This is a genomic window from Enterobacter sp. Tr-810 (genome assembly GCF_011752765.1).
GTDB lineage: Bacteria > Pseudomonadota > Gammaproteobacteria > Enterobacterales > Enterobacteriaceae > Enterobacter > Enterobacter soli.
The window spans coordinates 704,628-725,109 of sequence record NZ_VWWW01000002.1 but is presented as its reverse complement, the minus strand read 5'-3'; the positions used below and the strand labels follow the sequence as shown (position 1 = coordinate 725,109).

Genomic DNA, 20,482 nt, shown 5'->3' with positions numbered 1-20,482 from the left:
TAAACTCAATTAAACGGCGCTTCCCGGTTCAGTACCTTCTCAATCACATCCAGTACGCCTTCATCGTTATTGTGCGGCGCTTCAAACCGGGCGACCTCTTTAATGTGGGGTCTGGCATTGGCCATCGCAAAGCTAAAGCCCGACTGACTCAGCATCTCCACGTCGTTTCCGCTGTCACCAAAGGCGACCACCTCACCGTTTTCGATGCCCCAGTGCTGCTGTAAAATCCGCAGGCCGTTGGCTTTATGCACGCCGGGGATAATCAGGTCGATACTGCCGTGGCCCGTGGTGACGGGCACCATGATATCGCCCAGTTTTTCATGCAGCATCGGTTGGACGCGCGGGATTTCATCATCTGAAACGTTAAGCCCAAACTTGAAGAAAATATCGTTCAGATTGTCGAAGTTATCCACCATTTCAAGCCGGTGGTAGTACTGGGCGGCAATTGCCTTAAAGCTGTCATTGTAGGATTTCAGCGTATAGGCGCTGCTTTTGCCACAGGCGATGATCTCCACTTCCGGGACATCGCTCAACACGGCAGCCACGGTTGTAAAGTCCTCTTTCGACAGTTCGCCGTTAAACACGTCTTCACCGGCATTCACCACCCAGCCGCCGTTTTCGGCCACAAAGGCTATTTCGCGCGCGATTTCCGGGAAGAATGAAATCAGCTGGTAATACTGGTTTCCGCTGGCGACAACAAAGCGAATGCCTTGTTCTTTCATGCGCGCATATTGCGACAGGAAACGCTCGCGATTGTAAGTTTTCGCATCGCTCAGGAAGGTGCCATCCATGTCGACTGCAATCAGTTTAACGCTCATATCCCTTCTCCAGTGTCGAGTGTTCTGCTTCTGGTTTTGCCACCGCGCGCGCCACCAGCGCCGCAATCATGACCAACCCTAACACCACCAGCATGGCGCTGCGCAACCCGTAGTGCTCACCCAGGAAGCCAAGCAGTGGCGGCCCCACCAGGAAGGCGAGGTAACCCGTCGTGGCAACCACGCTGACGCGCGTTGGGGCATCCGGGCCGGTGTCGCTGGCGGCGGAAATGGTCAGCGGGAAGCCCAGCGATGCTCCAAGCCCCCACAAAATCACCGAGACACCGGCAATCCAGTCGACATCCACAAAGATGATCATCGCAATCCCCAGTCCGCCCAGCAGGGCACTGGCACGAACCACCGTCACGCGGCTATAGCGGTCGATGAACCAGCCACCGGTAAAGCGACCAACGGTCATCCCCAGCGTAAATCCGGCGTAAATCAGCGAGCCGGAGGTTGGGCTAAAGCCGTGACCATCCACCATTAACAGCGGTAGCCAGTCATTTGCGGAGCCTTCGGCAAAGGCCATAGCCAGCACCACCACGCCAATCAGCATCAGTTGCATGTCGCGGTAAAACGGCAACCCTTTCTCAGCAGATTTTTGTTCGTCGGCGGAGTTTTTGCCCGTACCATTCGGGATAGCCCTGATCCCGGTGAGAATGGGAACAATACAGACCAGCGCTGCCAGTACGATATGCAGACTGGCGGCGATCCCAAACGCCGTGAGTGCCATCCCGACGCCAGCGCCTGCCAGCGTGCCGAGGCTGTAAAAGCCATGCATCATGGGCAGCACGGTTTTGTTCATCTCGCGCTCGACGGCTGCCCCTTCAACGTTTATCGCCACTTCGGCTGCACCAAAACTGCCGCCAAACACCGTCAAACCCAGAGCGAACACTACAGGGGAGGCGAACCACAACGCCAGGCTCAGTACCAACATCCCGAATACCGCACAGCACATGGTGGTACGAATGACTGTGCGCGTACCAAAACGCTTCACCAGCCATGCGGAGCAGAGAATACCGCTCATTGAGCCGACCGACAGGCCAAACAGCACAATGCCCATTTCCGCGGTGGATACCGACAAAATGTCGCGGATAGCGGGTGTACGGGTCGCCCAGGACGCCATAAGCAGTCCGGGAATAAAGAAGAACATAAAGAGTGCCCACATGCGTAGTCGCAGGGCTTTACGGGGTGAGGTTAGCGTCATTGAGGTAAGCACCAGAAGTACAACAATAGCGACAACACTACCAAGTTTGTGTACATTTGTACATAAACGAGATGAGGATTTTATGAGCAGACCACCGAACGATCCCAACCGTCGGGAAAAGATACTTCAGGCCACGCTGGATACCATTGCTGAACATGGGATCCATGCGGTTACACACCGTAAAATTGCCAGTTGCGCAGGCGTACCGCTGGGATCGATGACCTACTATTTCGACGGTAAGGAATCGCTACTTGAAGAGGCGTTCACGTGGTTCACACGGCAGATGTCGCAGCAGTATCGCGATTACTTTGCGGGTGTTAGCGACCCGGAAATGGCCTGTGAGTCTATCACCACCCTGATCCACAGTTCTGAAGTCACCACGCCGCACAATATGGAGCTGATGTATCAACTGTATGCCTTTATGAACCGTAGCCCGGCGCTCAAAACGGTGATGCAGGACTGGATGAAAATGAGCCAGAACACGCTTGAGCAGTGGTTTGATCCGGTTACTGCCCGCGCGCTGGATGCGTTTATTGAAGGTATGACGCTGCACTTTGTGACAGACCGACAGCCACTATCCCGGGAGGAAATTCGCACGATGGTGGGAAGGATAGCGGGTAAGGACGGAAGCTAGTAAGTGGTTGCTCCGGCCGTCATATTCACCACTGTGCCCGTCATCGCATTGGCCTCATCCGACGCCAGAAACGCGATGGTATTTGCCACCTGGGCAAGCGTTGGCAGGCGCTTTAGCATGGTACTTTGCGCCGCACCGCCTAAAAACGCATCCACTGAAATACCCATGCCTTTTGCCTTAGCGGCAAACAATTCCCCCACATACGACCCCGCCTGAACCGCATCGGCAATCGCGTGGGAGCGTACGCACAACACCCGGATATTTTTCGGCCCCAGCTCACCGGCGAGTGCCCGTGTAAAAGCCTCTATTCCCGCACACCCCACGATATGCCCGAGATGGCCCGGCATCGCCATATTCGACGCTGGTGCGACGATAGTGATAATGCAGCCTGCGCGCTCAGCGCCCATCTTTGGTGAAACAGCTTTTGCAATGTTGAAATACGCGGTGAGGAAAGGATCGAATCCTTGCCTGAATTCAGGCAGGGTTAATTCGTCGATACGTTTACCCTGGTCGTGCATAAAACCCGTGGCGTTAACCACCACGTCGATGCTGGTAAGGGCCGGAAGCGGGTCTGTGACGTGGAGAGCATCGAAGATAAACGTGCTGGCCGTGCCGCCTGTGGCGCGGATGCTTTCTGCTGTAGCGTCCAGTCTGGTCTGGTCACGCGCGCCGAGGTATACGTGCGCTCCGTCGCGTGCCAGAGCGTGCGCCACCGCACTGCCGATAGCACCGCTGCCGCCGAAGACGAGTGCAGTCTGGTGTTTGAGTTGCATGTGTCCACCTTTGTCTGTTCGGGTGAACCAAAAGTATGTGCGATGGGCGGGGAATTGACGAGGGAAGGGGAAATTCAGGCAACAAAAAACCCATCAACCTTGAACCAAAACGGCGGGGTTGATGGGCTCCACAAATTGGGGACATCAAAGAAAAGCAGTGGCACTAATTATGACTACCCCCAGAAAGAAAAGTTCTGCGCATATCTAAAATATTTTCGACTATGCGCAAATTTTCTTTTTATCCCAGTCCTGGCCAGATGATGATGATGAGCGTACCGGCGAGTGTCAGCAGGACGTTGGCGATAGCGTAGGTGCCCGCGTAACCCAGTGCCGGGATGTTGCTGCGCGCGGTGTCGCTGATAATTTCCATCGCCGGGGCGCAGGTACGCGCACCCATCATGGCGCCGAACAGCAGGGCGCGGTTCATGCGCAGCACATAGGCACCAAACAGGAAACAAATCACCACCGGCACCAGGCTGACGATAAGTCCGGAAACCAACATTTGCCAACCGACGGCACCCAGACTGTGCCCAATGCCGCTACCGGCGCTTAAGCCTACGCCAGCCATAAACACCATCAGACCAAACTCTTTCACCATGTTCAGCGCACCCTGCGGGATATAACCGAAGGTCGGGTGGTTGGCTCGCAGGAAGCCCAGCATAATCCCGGCGAACAGCAAACCGGCGGCGTTACCGATGCCAAAACTAAAGTTGCTGAACTGGAAGGTGATCATCCCGATCATCAGGCCGACAATGAAGAAGGCGCAAAATGCCAGCAGATCGGTTACCTGGCTGTGAATGGAGATAAAGCCGATACGGTCAGCAACGGTTTTCACGCGGCGCGCGTCGCCGCTCACTTGCAGTACATCACCTTTGTTCAGTACCACGTTGTCGTCGATTGGCATCTCAATCTGGCTGCGGATCACGCGGTTTAAGAAACAACCGTGATCGGTCAGCTTCAGCTGTGCCAGGCGGCGGCCGACGGCGTTATGGTTTTTCACCACAATCTCTTCGGTGACGATACGCATGTCGAGCAGATCGCGGTCGAACACCTCTTTGCCGTTACGGAAACTGGGGTCGAGGCGGGCGTGGGCATCAGGGTAGCCTACCAGTGCGATATCATCGCCCATCTGCAATACGGCGTCTCCGTCCGGGTTTGCCAGAATACCGTTACGGCGGATACGTTCGATGTAACAACCTGTCTGGCGGTAAATACCCAGCTCGCGCAGGTTTTTACCGTCGGCCCAGGCAACCAGCTCTGGCCCCACGCGATAAGCGCGAATAACCGGGAGATAGACTTTACGTTTGCTGTCGGTGTCCAGACCGCGCTCGCGGGCGATTTGCTGCGCGCTGGTCTGCAAATCCTGGTGCTGGAGTTTTGGCAGGTAACGCGCGCCAACAATCAGGCTCACCAGACCAATCAGATAGGTCAGGGCATAGCCCAGGCTCAGGTGATCGAGTGCGGTTGAAAGGGAATCGCCTGCCATTCCGGAGTGGCGAAGGGTATCGCCCGCACCGACCAGCACAGGCGTTGAGGTCATGGAGCCTGCCAGCATCCCGGCCGTTAAACCGATATCCCAGCCAAACAGTTTACCCAGGCCTAACGCAATCAATAGCGCACTGCCGACCATCACCAAAGCCAGCATCAGGTAATTCTTACCGTCGCGGAAGAAAATTGAAAAAAAGTTCGGGCCTGCTTCCACGCCAACACAAAAAATAAACAGCATAAAACCTAAGTTGAGCGCGTCCGTGTTAATGCTGAAATGTTGCTGACCTAATAATAAAGAAACGACTAAAACGCCAATCGAATTACCAAGTTGAACTGAACCCAGGCGTAATTTACCCAGGCAAAGGCCCAGTGCCAGTACCACAAATAATAACAGGATGTAATTCCCGTTTAACAAGTCTGCGACGTTTATATTCACGGAGGCTAACTTCTTGTTTACCAGTAAGTTGTTGAATGAAGAGGCTATTTGGGCTACTGTTTTGGGCGTCAGGGAAAAATCCTAAATCCCATACACCCTTGATTAATTCCGTAAAACAATCGCCGCGGGTTAGTTTAATCGTATTAGCGATCGGCGGCTACCTATTATCGCATTACCCTGTGCGGGCTTCGGCAAGGATTGCCACATTGCTTTATCTGACTGGGCGTCCACTGGACGAAAGTGTATTTGATAGAGAAGAAGTCAGGAGGATAGTTTGAACATTAAACGAAACTGGGCGGGCGTGATCAGCTGTTTTTTGCTGTTTACGGTGGTTTGCCTGTCTTTGGCCTTTAATGTGAAAGGGGCATTCAGGGCCTCAGGCCATCCGGAACTGGGTTTGCTCTTCTTCACCCTTCCGGGGGCGGCGGCCAGTTTTCTCTCTCGCCGTGGAGAGGTGGTCAGGCCGTTGTTAGGGGCAATGCTGGCAGCGCCGTTGTGCCTGTTGCTGATGCGTCTGCTGTTTGTCACGACAAGAAGCTTTTGGCAGGAGCTGGCCTGGTTACTGAGCGGGGTTTTCTGGTGTGCGTTGGGCGCGCTGTGTTTCTTGTTCGTTCGTAGCCTGATGCGCCATCGGCGTCACCACAAATAAAAACGCCCTCGCGTTGAGGGCGTCTTACCATTACTGAGCGGCGAACAGGCCCAGGTTTTCTTTGGCGTAGGCTTCGAAATCAGTGCAGCCGCCAATGTGTTTCTGATCGAGGAAAATCTGCGGTACGGTTTCAACCGGTTTACCCACGGTTTTTTCCAGATCGGCTTTGCTGATCCCTTCCGCATGGATATCCACATAACGGAAGTTGAAGTCATCACGCTCTTCGGTCAGTTTTTCTGCCAGTTCTTTAGCGCGCACACAGTAAGGGCATCCTGGACGACCAAAAATTACTGCAAACATTTCTCTCTCCTCAAAAAACAAGCCTGACGGCGAATGACGCTTATACTGCACGATAACCCGCCGGAATGAAAAGAAGGTTTCACCTGTCGCTTTAATATCTTCAGGCTATGTTTGGCCAATTACATGCCCGGCGTCTTTGCCTATACTGGCTGCCATACCGCGTACAGACCGACCAAAGAGAGACACCATGACGCCAACGATTGACCTGCTGCGTTCCCACCGCTCAATTCGCCATTTCACTGATGAACCCATTACTCAGGCTCAGCGCGAGGCGATCCTCGACAGTGCAAGAGGCACCTCCAGCTCCAGTTTTTTGCAGTGCTCCAGTATTATTCGCATCACCGACGTGGAACTGCGTGAGCAACTGGTTACCCTGACAGGCGGGCAGAAGCACGTTGCCCAGGCGGCGGAATTCTGGGTTTTCTGCGCTGACTTTAACCGCCACCTGCAAATCTGCCCGGAGGCCGAACTGGGCCTTGCTGAACAATTATTGCTGGGCGTGGTGGATACCGCACTGATGGCGCAAAACGCGCTGACGGCGGCAGAGTCTTTAGGGCTTGGCGGTGTGTACATCGGTGGTCTGCGCAACAACATTCAGGCCGTTACTGAACTACTGCATCTGCCAAAACATGTGTTACCGCTGTTTGGCCTGTGTCTTGGCTGGCCGGCTGATAACCCGGATGTGAAGCCGCGTTTGCCTGCGGCGATGATCATGCATGAAAACCGCTATCAGCCTGTCGATCAGGACGTGCTGGCGCAATACGATGAAGAGCTGGCGCACTACTACATGACGCGCGGCAGCAATACGCGTCGTGATACCTGGAGCGACCACATTCGCCGTACGATCATCAAAGAAAACCGCCCGTTTATTCTCGATTATTTGCATAAACAGGGTTGGGCGACGCGCTAGTTCATTCATCCTGCGCCTCTCTGCTGCAATACACATCATCCTTCAGGCTGCCTTGATTCAACTTGAAGGATTTTGTGTATATGATACGCAGGCTTTTCCCATGTCTTTAGAGAGGTGCAGGGTGAAAATTGCCATTTTGTCCCGGGATGGAACGCTCTATTCATGTAAACGTCTGCGAGAAGCAGCGTCAATGCGCGGCCATCAGGTTGAAATCCTCGATCCACTGTCCTGTTATATGAACATCGATCCGGCGGCGTCGTCCATTCACTATAAAGGCCGTCAGCTCCCGCTTTTCGATGCGGTGATCCCGCGCATTGGATCTCAGATTACCTATTACGGCACCGCCGCGCTTCGCCAGTTCGAAATGCTCGGCAGCTATCCGCTTAACGAATCCGTCGCGATTTCCCGCGCCCGCGATAAACTGCGTTCTCTGCAACTGTTGGCCCGTCAGGGCATCGATCTGCCCGTTACCGGGATAGCCCACTCGCCGGACGATACCAGCGACCTGATCGACATGGTGGGCGGCGCGCCGCTGGTGATCAAACTGGTGGAAGGTACGCAGGGTATTGGCGTGGTACTGGCCGAAACGCGGCAGGCGGCAGAAAGTGTGATTGATGCGTTTCGCGGCCTCAATGCGCATATCCTGGTGCAGGAATATATTGAAGAAGCCAAAGGTTGCGACATCCGCTGTCTGGTGGTGGGTGATGAAGTGGTTGCGGCCATTGAGCGCCAGGCGAAAAACGGCGATTTCCGTTCTAACCTGCACCGTGGTGGCGTGGCGCGGGTCGCCACCATCAGCGAGCGTGAGCGTGAAATTGCCGTTAAAGCCGCGCAGACGTTAGGTCTGGACGTGGCGGGTGTCGATATTCTGCGTGCATCCCGCGGCCCGCTGGTGATGGAAGTGAATGCCTCTCCCGGGCTTGAGGGTATTGAAAAAACCACCGGCATTGATATCGCCGGGAAAATGATCGCCTGGATCGAACGCCACGCGACCCCTGGGTATTGCCTGAAAACGGGCGGTTAAATGGATTAGCGCGCACTTTTTGCGTACTCTATGCGAAGTTATTTTTTAAGAGGCTGCACAGCTATGGATTTACAGGTCGTTCCTACACTGGATACGTTACGTCAATGGCTTGATGATGCGGGTATCACGTACTTTGAGTGCGATTCTTGCCAGGCGCTGCATCTGCCGCATATGCAAAATTTCGACGGCGTGTTCGATGCCAAAATCGATCTGATCAACGACGTGATCCTTTTCTCGGCCCTTGCTGAAGTTAAACCTTCTGCACTGCTGGCGCTGGCGTCAGATCTTTCGGCGATCAATGCCAGTTCTTTGACGGTGAAGGCATTTCTCGATATTCAGGATGATAATCTGCCAAAACTGGTCGTTTGCCAGTCTTTATTTGCCGGGGCAGGGGTCTCCTTCAAGCAATTTTCCTGGTTTATGCGCCTGAGCGAAGAGCAGATTTCAATGGTCATGCTGGAAGCCAGTGCACATCATCTGCTCTATAACAGTGAAGAGGAGTCAGAGAATAATGATGCATCTCCCAATTTTCTTCACTAGTGCTGTCTGACTTTTGCGCAGTCGCTGCCAGAGCGACTGCATAACGCCATTTTTTCTGCTGCTTTTAACCTTTCTTTAAAGAATTATTCACCTCCCCGAAGGCCATTTCGGCTTATCACGTAGACATAACCTGCATAAAAAATTGATAAAAGGCGTTTTTTCGTCTGGGCTATAGCCGGAGACACGGGCTACAGTTATTCTTGCGATGCTTAAAAAAGCGAGCGGAAGCTGCCGGGTAAAGAGGTTTCTTTTTATTTTGGGCAGAGCGACAAACTATGCATGATTATTGCATATCTTCAGATTGCACAGTTTTAGCTCGTTTGTTAACGAGCTTTCAGAAGGAATAAAGATATGATCGCCTTGAATAAAAAATGGTTATCGGGTCTGGTTGCGGGTGCTCTGATGGCCGTCTCTGCCGGCACGCTCGCTGCGGAACAAAAAACGCTGCACGTTTACAACTGGTCTGACTATATTGCGCCGGACACGGTCGCCAACTTTGAAAAAGAGACCGGCATTAAAGTGGTCTACGACGTGTTCGATTCCAACGAGGTGCTCGAAGGGAAACTGATGGCAGGGAGCACCGGTTTTGACCTGGTGGTACCTTCTGCAAGCTTCCTTGAGCGCCAGCTGACCGCAGGCGTCTTCCAGCCGCTGGATAAGAGCAAATTACCGAACTGGAAAAATCTCGATCCTGAAGTCCTGAAGCTGGTGGCCAAACACGACCCGGACAACAAATACGCGATGCCGTATCTGTGGGCGACCACCGGTATCGGTTTCAACGTTGATAAAGTCAAAGCGGCGCTGGGCCCGGACGTCAAGCTGGACAGCTGGGACGTGGTGCTGAAGCCGGAAAACCTTGAGAAGCTGAAAAGCTGCGGCGTTTCTTTCCTCGATGCGCCGGAAGAGATTTTCGCTACCGTCCTGAACTATCTGGGCAAAGATCCTAACAGCAGTAAGGCTGATGATTACACCGGCCCGGCGACTGACCTGCTGCTGAAACTGCGTCCAAATATTCGCTACTTCCACTCCTCTCAGTACATTAACGACCTGGCAAACGGCGACATCTGTGTCGCGATTGGCTGGGCAGGTGATGTATGGCAGGCGGCTAACCGCGCGAAAGAGGCGAAAAACGGTGTGAATGTGTCGTACTTCATTCCGAAAGAGGGGGCGCTGGCCTTCTTTGACGTCTTCGCGATGCCGGCCGATGCCAAAAACAAAGACGAAGCGTATCAGTTCCTCAATTACCTGATGCGTCCTGACGTGATTGCTCACATCAGCGACCACGTGTACTACGCGAACGGTAATAAGGCCTCCGTGCCGCTGGTGAGCGAAGAGATCCGCAATAACCCGGCTATCTATCCGCCAGCGGATGTGTTCGCCAAGCTCTTCACCCTGAAAGTTCAGGATCCAAAAATTGACCGCGTGCGTACCCGTGCGTGGACCAAGGTGAAAAGCGGTAAATAACACTCAGCGCGTCTGATGTAAGCCGGGCAAGAAAAGCACGCCCGGCAACCGGCGCACCGAAATGGTGCGCCTGCACCATGATTTGATTTATGCCGGAGAACACCCCGTGAATGACGCTACCCCCCGCCCGCAGGCGAAAGTCCGTAAAGCGCTGACCCCGCTTCTTGAAATCCGCAACCTCACCAAATCCTTTGACGGCCAACATGCCGTAGATGATGTCAGCCTGACTATCTATAAAGGCGAAATTTTTGCCCTGCTTGGTGCATCTGGCTGCGGTAAATCCACGCTGCTGCGAATGCTGGCGGGTTTTGAGCAACCCACTGCCGGGCAGATTGTGCTCGATGGTGTCGACCTCTCCAGCGTGCCGCCGTATCAGCGCCCGATCAACATGATGTTCCAGTCTTACGCCCTGTTCCCGCATATGACGGTAGAGCAGAACATCGCGTTCGGCCTGAAGCAGGACAAACTGCCAAAAGCCGAAATTACCGCGCGTGTGGCCGAAATGCTGAGCCTTGTTCACATGCAGGAGTTCGCGAAGCGTAAACCGCATCAGCTCTCTGGCGGGCAACGTCAGCGTGTGGCGCTGGCACGAAGCCTGGCGAAACGCCCGAAACTGCTGCTGCTCGACGAACCGATGGGCGCGCTGGATAAAAAACTGCGCGACCGGATGCAGCTCGAAGTGGTGGATATCCTCGAGCGCGTGGGCGTGACCTGCGTAATGGTGACCCACGACCAGGAAGAGGCGATGACCATGGCCGGACGTATCGCGATCATGAATCGCGGTAAATTCGTGCAGATTGGCGAGCCGGAAGAGATTTATGAACACCCGACCACCCGCTACAGCGCAGAGTTTATCGGTTCGGTCAACGTCTTCGAAGGGCTGCTGAAAGAGCGCCAGGAAGACGGGCTGGTGATTGAATCCCCGGGGCTGGTGCACCCGATTAAGGTCGACCCGGATAACTCCGTGGTGGATAACGTACCGGTGTATATCGCGTTGCGTCCTGAGAAAATTATGCTCTGTGAAGACCCGCCAGCCGATGGCTATAACTTTGCCGTAGGTGAAGTGGTGCACATTGCCTATCTGGGTGACCTCTCTATCTACCATGTCCGTCTGAAGAGTGGACAGATGCTCAGCGCCCAGTTGCAAAACGAACATCGCTACCGCAAAGGGTTGCCGACCTGGGGCGATGAAGTGCGTCTTTGCTGGGATGCGGATAGCTGCGTCGTACTGACGGTATAAGGAGCGGACAATGAGTACACTTGAACCTCCAGCCCGCGTACAAAAACCGGGTGGTTTTGCGCACGGACTGACGCGCTTTAAGATGGCGCACGGACGCAAGCTGGTGATCGCCATGCCTTATATCTGGCTGATCCTGCTGTTCCTGATGCCGTTTTTGATCGTTTTCAAAATCAGCCTGGCAGAGATGGCGCGGGCGATCCCGCCTTATACCAACCTGATGGATTGGGCCGACGGGCAGCTGACGCTGACGCTGAATCTTGGCAACTTCCTGCAACTTACCGACGATCCGCTCTACTTTGAAGCGTATTTGCAGTCATTGCAGGTGGCGGCGATCTCGACGATCTGTTGCCTGTTGTTGGGTTATCCGCTCGCATGGGCGGTGGCGCACAGTAAGCCATCGACACGTAATATTCTGCTGTTGCTGGTGATTTTACCGTCGTGGACCTCGTTCCTGATCCGCGTGTATGCGTGGATGGGGATCCTGAAAAATAACGGTGTGCTGAATAACGTCCTGATGTGGCTTGGGGTTATCGATCAGCCGCTGACCATCCTGCATACCAACCTCGCGGTCTATATCGGGATTGTCTACGCCTACCTGCCATTTATGGTGCTGCCAATTTATACGGCGCTGACACGTATTGATTACTCGCTGGTGGAAGCCTCTCTTGATTTGGGCGCTCGTCCGCTGAAAACCTTCTTTAGCGTGATTGTGCCGCTCACCAAAGGTGGGATTATTGCCGGTTCGATGCTGGTGTTTATTCCGGCGGTAGGGGAGTTTGTTATCCCTGAACTGCTCGGCGGCCCGGACAGCATCATGATTGGTCGCGTGCTGTGGCAGGAGTTCTTCAATAACCGCGACTGGCCGGTGGCGTCTGCGGTGGCGATTGTGATGTTGCTGCTGCTGATCGTGCCGATCATGTGGTTCCACAAGTACCAGCAAAAACAGATGGGGGATCACGGATGAACAACTTACCGGTAGTACGCTCCCCGTGGCGAATTCTGATCCTGGTGATCGGGTTTACCTTCCTGTATGCGCCGATGCTGATGCTGGTTATCTACTCCTTTAACAGCTCGAAGCTGGTGACGGTGTGGGCGGGCTGGTCGACGCGCTGGTACAGCGAGTTGTTCCACGATGATGCAATGATGAGCGCGGTGGGGCTGAGCCTGACCATTGCGGCATGCGCCGCCACAATGGCTTCGATCCTCGGTACCATTGCCGCAATGGTGATGGTACGTTTTGGCCGTTTCCGCGGGTCTAACGGCTTTGCGTTTATGATAACCGCGCCGCTGGTTATGCCAGATGTGATAACCGGCTTGTCGCTGTTACTGCTATTCGTTGCGCTGGCTCATGCGATCGGCTGGCCTGCGGACCGTGGGATGCTGACGATCTGGCTGGCTCACGTCACCTTCTGTACCGCCTATGTGGCTGTGGTTATCTCCTCGCGCCTGCGGGAACTGGATCGTTCTATTGAAGAGGCGGCCATGGATCTTGGCGCTACGCCGCTGAAGGTCTTTTTCATCATTACCTTGCCGATGATTATGCCTGCGGTGATCTCCGGCTGGCTGCTGGCGTTTACCCTGTCTCTGGACGATCTGGTGATTGCCAGCTTCGTGTCTGGCCCTGGGGCGACAACCCTGCCGATGCTGGTTTTCTCCAGCGTGCGCATGGGGGTTAACCCGGAGATTAACGCCCTGGCCTCTATCATCCTCGGTGTGGTTGGCGTTGTCGGTTTTATCGCCTGGTATCTGATGGCGCGTGCTGAAAAGCAACGCGTACGTGATATCCAGCGTGCAAGACGCGGCTGAAGCATTTAAAATTTCCAGTGAAGTGCCGCGCGTGTCGCGGCACTGTTTTTCAGGGAAGTAAAACATTGGGATTCTTTAAAAAATCACGTCAAACGCACGCCCGTCTGAACGTTCCTGCGCTGGTGCAGGTGGCGGCGCTCGCCATTATTATGATCCGCTGTCTTGATGTGCTGATGATTCTGAATACGCTGGGTGCGCGGGGTATTGGTGAGTTCATCCATCGCAGCGTGCAGACGTGGAATCTGACGCTGGTCTTTATGAGCAGCCTGGTGCTGGTGTTTGTTGAGATTTACTGTGCGTTTTCTCTGGTTAAAGGGCGTAACTGGGCGCGCTGGGTTTACCTGCTGACGCAGGTTGTGGCCACGGGTTACCTGTGGGCGGCCTCTCTGGGTTATGGCTACCCGGAACTGTTCAGTATTGCAGGGGAATCCAAAAGTGAGATTTTGCGCTCGTTGGTGATGCAAAAATTGCCGGATGCGCTGGTGCTGTTTCTGCTTTTTATCCCTGCTTCCAGCCGGAGATTCTTCCGCCTGCAATAATGTGTATACACGTCATCCTTCAAGCTGTCTCTGCGTTAGCTGCGTCTGCTCACCCCAGTCACTTACTTGAGTAAGCTCCTGGGGATTCTCAGACTTGCCGCCTTGATACAACTTGAATGATTTTGTGTATATAATCGCAGCCCTCGTTATTCTTAAGGTTTTCATATGCAGTGCGCACTCTATGACGCGGGTCGCTGTCGCTCCTGTCAGTGGATAGAACAGCCCGTCTCGCAACAACTCACCGCCAAAATGACCGATTTACAACAGCTGCTGGCTGAACACGCGGTGGGCGAGTGGTGCACACCTGTCAGCGGGCCTGAGCAGGGTTTTCGCAATAAAGCCAAAATGGTGGTCAGCGGCAGTGTCGAAAAACCGCTGCTGGGGATGTTGCACCGCGACGGCACGCCGGAAGATTTGACCGATTGCCCGCTCTATCCTGTTTCGTTTGAACCGGTTTTTGCTGCGCTGAAACCTTTTATCGCCCGCGCGGGATTAACGCCCTATAACGTGGCCCGCAAACGCGGCGAGCTGAAATACCTCTTACTCACCGAAAGCCAGCGCGATGGCGGCATGATGCTGCGTTTTGTGCTGCGCTCAGAAGCCAAGCTGGAACAGCTTCGCACGGCGCTGCCGTGGCTTCAGGCACAGTTACCGCAGCTTAAGGTGATTACGGCAAATATTCAGCCAGTGCATATGGCAATCATGGAAGGGGACAAAGAAATCTTCTTCACTGAACAGCACGCCCTGGCTGAGAACTTTAACGATGTGCCGCTGTGGATCCGTCCGCAGAGTTTCTTCCAGACTAACCCGGTCGTGGCGAGCGCCCTGTACGCCACCGCCCGCGACTGGGTGAGGGCGCTGAACATCAAGCATATGTGGGATCTGTTCTGCGGGGTGGGTGGGTTTGGTCTGCACTGCGCTACGCCAGAGATGACGCTGACCGGGATTGAGATCTCCGCTGAGGCTATCGCCTGCGCAACACAGTCGGCGGCCGAGCTTGGGCTAACGAATCTTCATTTCCAGGCGCTGGACTCCACGCAGTTTGCGACCGGCCAGGGCAACGTGCCGGAGCTGGTGCTGGTGAATCCTCCGCGTCGTGGCATTGGTAAAGCGCTGTGCGACTACCTGAGCCAGATGGCGCCGGATTACATTGTCTATTCCAGCTGCAACGCGCAAACCATGGCGAAAGACATTGCACATCTGCCGGGTTACCGCGTTGAACGCGTTCAACTTTTCGATATGTTCCCGCACACCGCGCATTATGAAGTGCTGACGTTGCTCGTTAAATCTTAAACAAAATGTGAACTCTTCCACCCCGCGAAATCAGGTAAGCTTAAGTCATCAGAATTAAAGAAAGGCTTACCGATGAAGCAGATCCTGCTGGTGGAAGATGACCACGATATCGCCGCGCTCCTGCGCCTGAATCTGGAAGACGAAGGTTACGCCATTACCCACGAGCCGGACGGTGGCAAGGCGTTGCTGCGCCTGGAGCAAACGCCGTGGGATGCCGTTATCCTCGACCTGATGCTCCCGACGGTCGACGGCCTCGAGATTTGCCGCCGCATTCGTCAGATGACCCGCTACCTGCCCATTATTATTATCAGCGCCCGCAGCAGTGAAACCGATCGTATTACCGGGCTTGAAACCGGGGCGGATGATTACCTTGCTAAACCGTTTTCGGTGCAGGAACTGATTGCGCGCATTAAAGCACTGTTTCGCCGCCAGCAGGCGATGGGCCAGGCGCAAACCACCGGAAATATTCAGGCGCACGGCCTGACGCTCGATCCGCTCAGCCGCAGTGTGCGTCTGCACGGGCAGGAGGTCGATCTCACACCACGCGAATTTGAGCTGCTGTACTTTTTTGCCCGCCACCCGGGGGAGGTTTTCTCGCGTCTGGCGTTGCTGGAGCAGGTCTGGGGTTATCAGCACGAAGGCTACGAGCATACCGTCAACACCCATATCAACCGCCTGCGGATCAAGATTGAAAAAGATGCCGCAGAGCCGGAGATCATCCGGACCGTCTGGGGCAAAGGCTATAAATTTGCGGAGCTGAATGATGATGCGACGTTTTAGCCTGGGCCAGCGCCTGACGCTGCTGTTTATTTTGCTCCTGCTGCTCTGCGCGGCGGTGGCTTGTCTGGTGCAAATGTACAGTAGCCAGCAATATGGCAACGCCATGGTACAGCGTCTTTCCAGCGGCCTGGCGCAACAGATTGTGCAGCGTGAACCGATTCTGGATGCGCAGGGCAGGGTTGACCGCCGGGCGCTGAAACCCCTGTTTGACCGGCTGATGACCTTTAACCCGAGCGTTGAGCTGTATGTGGTTTCACCTGAGGGCGAACTGCTGGCTGACGCCGCGCCTGCGGGACATATTCAGCGGCAAAAAATCGACATCGCCCCCGTGCAAACCTTCCTTAGCGGGGCCGTGATGCCGGTGTATGGCGATGATCCGCGCAGTACCGATAAACAGAAAGTCTTCAGTGCGGTGCCGCTACGTCAGGATGGGGAGTTACGCGGGTATCTGTACATTATCTTGCAGGGCGAAGAATCAAACATTCTGGCCGATATCGCCTGGCATAAGGCGTTGTGGAGTACTGCGCTGTGGTCGTTGCTGCTGGTGGCGCTGTTTGGCCTGCTGGCGGGATTACTGGTCTGGTATTGGGTCACGCGCCCGGTGAAGCGCCTGACGGCGGAAGTGGCCGGGCTTGAGCAAGACAGTATCAGCGCAATTAAACAGCTTGCTGCACAGCCGCTGGCGTCCGCCACGGGCGATGAAGTGGCGACACTGCGTAATACTTTTATCGAGCTGGCACGCAAAATCACTTCCCAGTGGGATCAACTGGCCGACAGCGACCGCCAGCGTCGGGAATTTATCGCCAATATTTCCCATGATTTACGTACGCCGCTGACCTCGCTCCTGGGCTACCTGGAAACGCTGTCGCTGAAATCCGCCACCCTGACTCCGCAGGAGCATCAGCAGTATTTGACGACCGCGTTGCGCCAGGGACAAAAGGTGCGCCATCTCTCTCAGCAGCTGTTTGAACTGGCGCGTCTGGAACATGGCGGCATCAAACCGCAGCGCGAGCGCTTTGCCATGGGAGAGCTGATTTCCGATGTCGCGCAAAAGTTTGAGCTGACTGCGCGTACCCGGGCGCTTCAGCTGCATATTGATGTGCCTGGCCCCTTGCCATTGGTGAACGCCGACGTGTCGATGATTGAGCGGGTGGTGACCAATCTGCTGGATAACGCTATCCGCCATACGCCAACAGGCGGAGAAATTCGTCTGGCGGTATGGCAAGAAGATGAGCAGTTGCAGGTTGAAGTGGCGGATAGCGGCATGGGTGTGGATGCAGCGTTGCGTGACGATCTGTTTGTGCGGCCTTCGGCGTTAAACACGCAGGCGTCGCGGGATAACCGTGGCGGTCTGGGGTTGTTGATTGTGAAGCGGATGCTGGAGCTGCACGGTGGTGGGATCCGGCTGATGGATTCGGTGAGTGGGGCGCGTTTCAGGTTCTTTGTGCCCTTATAGAGTTGCCGGATGGCGCTGCGCTTATCCGGCCTGGAATTCCCCCCACAGGCCGGGTAAGGCGAAGCCGTCACCCGGCAAAAACGATTACTGCGGGAACCACTGATCGCTGATTTTCTGGTAGGTGCCGTCAGCTTTAATCGCTTTCAGGGCGCCGTTCAGTTTTTCCAGCAACGCTTTGTTATCCGGGCGAACCGCGATACCCAGACCGGTGCCGAAGTACTGTGGATCGGTCACTTTCTCGGTTGCTGTACCCAGCTGCGGGTTGGTTTTCAGCCACTCGTTCACCACGGCGGTGTCACCGAACACGCCATCAATACGGCCATTTTTCAGGTCGATAATCGCATTCTGGTAACTGTCATAGGCCACGGTTTTCACTTCCGGATGTTTGTCCTGAAGGTATTTCTGGTGCGTGGTGCCGTTTTCCATACCAATGCGTTTGCCTTTCAGCTCGTCAAAGGATTTATAAGCGCCTTTCTTCGCAATCACCACAGCGGAGTTCGCGTAGTACGGGTCGGTGAAGGAAACCTGCTTGCTACGCTCTGGCGTGATATCCATACCGGAGATCACCGCGTCGTATTTTTTGAATTTCAGAGACGGGATCAGGCTGTCAAATGCGTGGTTGGTAAAAGTGCAGTCGGCCTGCATCTGTTTGCACAGCGCTTTTGCCAGGTCGATATCAAAACCGACGATCTGGTTGCTGGCATCCAGAGATTCAAAAGGTGGATAAGTGGCAGATACGCCGAAATTGATTTTATCTGCGGCTGCTGCTCCAGCGGCGAAAGTTGCCAGTAATGCGGCCAGAACTATCTTTTTCATTTTAATGCTCCCGTCTGTCAATCTGTCTTATGCGCCGTGTCTGCGGCATGGACGTACAATGCCAGTGATTGAATTTATATGCAATAAAAATGATTAAATATTATTTTATAAATAAAAAAAGACGGGCAGTGTTTAGACTTGCCCGTCTTCTTAATATGTGATTATGCAAAAACTGATTTAACTGCGACGTTCAAACGCCAGCGCTTTACGCTCGATTAAACGCATCATCAGCGTCAGCAGACCATTCACCACCAGATACACCAGACCCGCGGCGCCGAACACCATCACATCGTAGGTGCGTCCATACAGAAGCTGCCCGTGGCCCATCACTTCCATCAGCGTAATGGTGTAGGCCAGAGAAGTACTCTTGAACACCAGCACCACTTCGTTGGAATACGATGAGAGAGCACGTTTAAACGCATACGGCAGCAGGATTGCCAGCGTGTCTTTCTTGCTCATCCCCAGCGCGCCGCAGGACTGCCATTGTCCTTCCGGGATCGCGCGGATCGCACCGTAAAACAGCTGCGTAGTATAGGCCGCACTGTTCAGCGAGAGGGCAATCAGGGCGCACAGCCACGGCTCGGAGAGCAGGTGCCAGATAACCGGGTAGTTCTGCAATGACGGGAACTGCCCTGGCCCGTAGTATATCAGGAAGATCTGCACCAGCAGCGGTGTACCGGTAAACAGGGTGATATAGCCGCGCACGATCCACACCAGCACTGGCGTTTTCAGCGTCAGGATGATGGTAAAAACAAGTGCCAGGATCAGCGCCACGATGATGGACGCCACGGTCAGCGTCAGGCTGGTGTGCAGCCCTTTCATCAGCTCGGGTAAATACTCAAGCATCAGCCTGGTCTCCGTTCAAAACGCGTTGCACGCAGGTCAATACGCTTAAGGATGTACTGACTCAGCAACGTGATCACCAGGTAGATAGCCGCAGCCACAATGTACCAGGTAAATGGCTCCTGGGTGCGGGTCGCGATACTTTTGGTTTGCAGCATCAGGTCGTTCACGCTGATAAGGCTTACCAGCGCCGTATCTTTCAGCAGAACCAGCCACTGATTGCCCAGCCCCGGCAGGGCATGGCGCCACATCTGCGGCATGACCAGACGGAAGAAGATGGCGGCTTTCGACAACCCCAGCGCCTGGCCGGATTCCCACTGCCCCTGAGGCACCGCTTTCAGCGCGCCGCGCAGAGTCTGCGAAGCATAGGCGGAGTAGAGCAGGGAAAGCGCGATCACGCCGCACAGGAACGGGCTGACGTCAAAATTCTCAATCTGCATCTGAATCGGGATCTGTACCACACCAAGATTGATGGTGAAGCCGTCAGACAGCATCAGCAGCAGCTGCGAGGAGCCGAAATAGATGAACAGGACCACCAGAATCTCGGGTAGCCCACGCAGCACGGTTACCAGCGCTGAGCCCGTCCAGGCGACAGGGAGCCATTTAGCTGATTCCCACACCGCGAAGAACATCGCCAGCACCAGGCCGATAATGAGTGCACAAACGGCAAGGCCGACGGTCATCCCGGCGGCGCTTGCTAAAGGAAAAATTTCATTCATCAGGAATTACTTCTGGAACCATTTTTTGTAGATGGTTTCGTAAGTGCCGTCTTTTTTCACTTTCTCCAGAGCGGCGTTGAATTTCTGCTGCAATTCGGTGTTGCCCTGACGAACCGCGATACCCAGGCCGGTGCCGAAGTAATCTTTATCCGTCACTTTGTCGCCCACAGCGGCCAGCTTGTCGTTCGCCTTCAGCCACTCGGTCACCACTGCGGTATCACCAAATACGCCATCGATACGACCGTTTTGCAGATCCAGCTTCGCATTCTGATAGCTGTCGTAAGGAACGGTGGTGATTTCCGGATGTTTATCCATGATGAATTTCTGGTGAGTTGTGCCGTTCTGCACGCCCACTTTCTTGCCTTTCAGCTGATCAACAGAGGTGTACTTCCCTTTCTGACCAATGAACAGGGCAGAGTTGTCATAGTAAGGGGTTGAGAACAGAACCTGTTTTTCACGCTCAGGGGTGATGTCCATACCTGCCATTACGGCATCAATACGGCGGAACTTCAGGCTTGGGATCAGGCTGTCGAACGCCTGGTTGCTGAAGGTACAGGTTGCATCGATCTCTTTACACAGGGCGTTAGCCAGATCGACATCAAAGCCAACAATTTTGTTGTTCGCATCGATGGATTCAAACGGAGGATAAGACGCTTCGGTAGCGAAACGGATAGTCTGGGCTGCGGTAGCGGAAAGGCTGACGCTCGCAAGCAGTGCTGCAATCAATACTTTTTTCATTATCATTTTCCC

Annotated in this window: 22 protein-coding genes; 13 read left to right on the top strand and 9 right to left on the bottom strand. The window is 54.5% G+C overall.

Annotation, left to right across the window (positions count from 1 at the left end; all coding sequences use genetic code 11):
• Nucleotides 1–5: 5 nt before the first annotated feature.
• Both F3J30_RS09990 and F3J30_RS09985 read right to left on the bottom strand, forming a co-directional pair.
• Nucleotides 6–818 (bottom strand): Cof-type HAD-IIB family hydrolase, encoded by an 813-nt coding sequence (locus tag F3J30_RS09990; protein ID WP_166717124.1) that lies wholly within the window; start codon nucleotides 816–818, stop codon nucleotides 6–8.
• The gene (locus tag F3J30_RS09985; RefSeq protein ID WP_014069499.1) at nucleotides 808–2,022 is read right to left on the bottom strand and encodes an MFS transporter; all 1,215 of its coding nucleotides are present in this window, start codon (nucleotides 2,020–2,022) and stop codon (nucleotides 808–810) included. Before F3J30_RS09985 ends, F3J30_RS09990 begins: the two co-directional genes overlap by 11 nt.
• 82 nt (nucleotides 2,023–2,104) lie before the next feature.
• Between F3J30_RS09985 and F3J30_RS09980 the strand changes: the two genes are divergently transcribed.
• Nucleotides 2,105–2,656 (top strand): TetR family transcriptional regulator, encoded by a 552-nt coding sequence (locus F3J30_RS09980; RefSeq protein ID WP_166717123.1) that lies wholly within the window; start codon nucleotides 2,105–2,107, stop codon nucleotides 2,654–2,656.
• Here F3J30_RS09980 and F3J30_RS09975 read toward each other — a convergent pair.
• Both F3J30_RS09975 and F3J30_RS09970 read right to left on the bottom strand, forming a co-directional pair.
• Complete coding sequence (locus tag F3J30_RS09975; protein WP_166717122.1) at nucleotides 2,653–3,429, bottom strand: SDR family oxidoreductase; 777 nt, start codon at nucleotides 3,427–3,429, stop codon at nucleotides 2,653–2,655. The two genes, F3J30_RS09980 and F3J30_RS09975, sit on opposite strands and share 4 nt — an antisense overlap.
• A 238-nt stretch (nucleotides 3,430–3,667) precedes the next feature.
• Entirely contained in the window at nucleotides 3,668–5,353 is a 1,686-nt protein-coding gene (locus tag F3J30_RS09970; RefSeq protein WP_014069502.1) for an aspartate:alanine antiporter, read from the bottom strand.
• A gap of 274 nt (nucleotides 5,354–5,627) precedes the next feature.
• Here F3J30_RS09970 and F3J30_RS09965 point away from each other — a divergent pair, with 274 nt between their 5' ends.
• Complete coding sequence (locus F3J30_RS09965) at nucleotides 5,628–6,002, top strand: inner membrane protein YbjM (RefSeq protein ID WP_166717121.1); 375 nt, start codon at nucleotides 5,628–5,630, stop codon at nucleotides 6,000–6,002.
• A 30-nt stretch (nucleotides 6,003–6,032) separates the two neighbouring features.
• Here F3J30_RS09965 and F3J30_RS09960 read toward each other — a convergent pair whose 3' ends face one another.
• Nucleotides 6,033–6,302 (bottom strand): GrxA family glutaredoxin, encoded by a 270-nt coding sequence (locus F3J30_RS09960; protein WP_014069504.1) that lies wholly within the window; start codon nucleotides 6,300–6,302, stop codon nucleotides 6,033–6,035.
• A 187-nt stretch (nucleotides 6,303–6,489) separates the two neighbouring features.
• Between F3J30_RS09960 and nfsA the strand changes: the two genes are divergently transcribed.
• From nfsA to F3J30_RS09905, 11 genes are all read left to right on the top strand, one after another.
• Nucleotides 6,490–7,212 carry a nitroreductase NfsA gene (gene nfsA, locus F3J30_RS09955; RefSeq protein ID WP_166717120.1) on the top strand — a complete coding sequence of 241 codons (723 nt, stop codon included), beginning with the start codon at nucleotides 6,490–6,492 and terminating at the stop codon, nucleotides 7,210–7,212.
• A 121-nt stretch (nucleotides 7,213–7,333) separates the two neighbouring features.
• Nucleotides 7,334–8,236 carry a 30S ribosomal protein S6--L-glutamate ligase gene (gene rimK, locus F3J30_RS09950; RefSeq protein WP_166717119.1) on the top strand — a complete coding sequence of 301 codons (903 nt, stop codon included), beginning with the start codon at nucleotides 7,334–7,336 and terminating at the stop codon, nucleotides 8,234–8,236.
• A gap of 63 nt (nucleotides 8,237–8,299) precedes the next feature.
• Complete coding sequence (locus F3J30_RS09945; protein WP_166717118.1) at nucleotides 8,300–8,776, top strand: YbjN domain-containing protein; 477 nt, start codon at nucleotides 8,300–8,302, stop codon at nucleotides 8,774–8,776.
• A gap of 351 nt (nucleotides 8,777–9,127) precedes the next feature.
• Nucleotides 9,128–10,240, top strand: coding sequence for a spermidine/putrescine ABC transporter substrate-binding protein PotF (potF, locus tag F3J30_RS09940; protein ID WP_014069508.1), 1,113 nt, complete (start codon nucleotides 9,128–9,130; stop codon nucleotides 10,238–10,240).
• A 106-nt stretch (nucleotides 10,241–10,346) separates the two neighbouring features.
• On the top strand, nucleotides 10,347–11,480 hold the full coding sequence (potG, locus tag F3J30_RS09935; protein ID WP_014069509.1) for a putrescine ABC transporter ATP-binding subunit PotG: 1,134 nt from the start codon (nucleotides 10,347–10,349) through the stop codon (nucleotides 11,478–11,480).
• Nucleotides 11,481–11,490: 10 nt separating this feature from the next.
• Nucleotides 11,491–12,444, top strand: a complete 954-nt coding sequence (potH, locus tag F3J30_RS09930) for a putrescine ABC transporter permease PotH (protein WP_166717117.1) — start codon at nucleotides 11,491–11,493, stop codon at nucleotides 12,442–12,444.
• Complete coding sequence (potI, locus tag F3J30_RS09925; RefSeq protein ID WP_014069511.1) at nucleotides 12,441–13,286, top strand: putrescine ABC transporter permease PotI; 846 nt, start codon at nucleotides 12,441–12,443, stop codon at nucleotides 13,284–13,286. Before potH ends, potI begins: the two co-directional genes overlap by 4 nt.
• Nucleotides 13,287–13,351: 65 nt before the next feature.
• The gene (locus tag F3J30_RS09920) at nucleotides 13,352–13,825 is read left to right on the top strand and encodes a YbjO family protein (RefSeq protein ID WP_166717116.1); all 474 of its coding nucleotides are present in this window, start codon (nucleotides 13,352–13,354) and stop codon (nucleotides 13,823–13,825) included.
• A 165-nt stretch (nucleotides 13,826–13,990) separates the two neighbouring features.
• Nucleotides 13,991–15,118 carry a 23S rRNA (uracil(747)-C(5))-methyltransferase RlmC gene (gene rlmC, locus F3J30_RS09915; protein WP_166717115.1) on the top strand — a complete coding sequence of 376 codons (1,128 nt, stop codon included), beginning with the start codon at nucleotides 13,991–13,993 and terminating at the stop codon, nucleotides 15,116–15,118.
• Between the two features lie 72 nt (nucleotides 15,119–15,190).
• The gene (locus F3J30_RS09910) at nucleotides 15,191–15,898 is read left to right on the top strand and encodes a response regulator transcription factor (protein WP_166717114.1); all 708 of its coding nucleotides are present in this window, start codon (nucleotides 15,191–15,193) and stop codon (nucleotides 15,896–15,898) included.
• Entirely contained in the window at nucleotides 15,882–17,354 is a 1,473-nt protein-coding gene (locus tag F3J30_RS09905) for an ATP-binding protein (protein WP_166717161.1), read from the top strand. Before F3J30_RS09910 ends, F3J30_RS09905 begins: the two co-directional genes overlap by 17 nt.
• 84 nt (nucleotides 17,355–17,438) lie before the next feature.
• Here F3J30_RS09905 and artJ read toward each other — a convergent pair whose 3' ends face one another.
• The 4 genes from artJ to artI all read right to left on the bottom strand — a co-directional run bounded on the left by artJ (nucleotide 17,439) and on the right by artI (nucleotide 20,470).
• Nucleotides 17,439–18,170, bottom strand: a complete 732-nt coding sequence (artJ, locus tag F3J30_RS09900) for an arginine ABC transporter substrate-binding protein ArtJ (RefSeq protein ID WP_014069516.1) — start codon at nucleotides 18,168–18,170, stop codon at nucleotides 17,439–17,441.
• A gap of 177 nt (nucleotides 18,171–18,347) precedes the next feature.
• Nucleotides 18,348–19,016 (bottom strand): arginine ABC transporter permease ArtM, encoded by a 669-nt coding sequence (gene artM, locus F3J30_RS09895; protein ID WP_014069517.1) that lies wholly within the window; start codon nucleotides 19,014–19,016, stop codon nucleotides 18,348–18,350.
• Nucleotides 19,016–19,732, bottom strand: a complete 717-nt coding sequence (artQ, locus tag F3J30_RS09890; protein ID WP_014069518.1) for an arginine ABC transporter permease ArtQ — start codon at nucleotides 19,730–19,732, stop codon at nucleotides 19,016–19,018. The genes artM and artQ overlap by 1 nt, the downstream gene beginning before the upstream one ends.
• Before the next feature lie 6 nt (nucleotides 19,733–19,738).
• Nucleotides 19,739–20,470 carry an arginine ABC transporter substrate-binding protein ArtI gene (gene artI, locus F3J30_RS09885; protein ID WP_014069519.1) on the bottom strand — a complete coding sequence of 244 codons (732 nt, stop codon included), beginning with the start codon at nucleotides 20,468–20,470 and terminating at the stop codon, nucleotides 19,739–19,741.
• Between the last annotated feature and the right edge of the window lie 12 nt (nucleotides 20,471–20,482).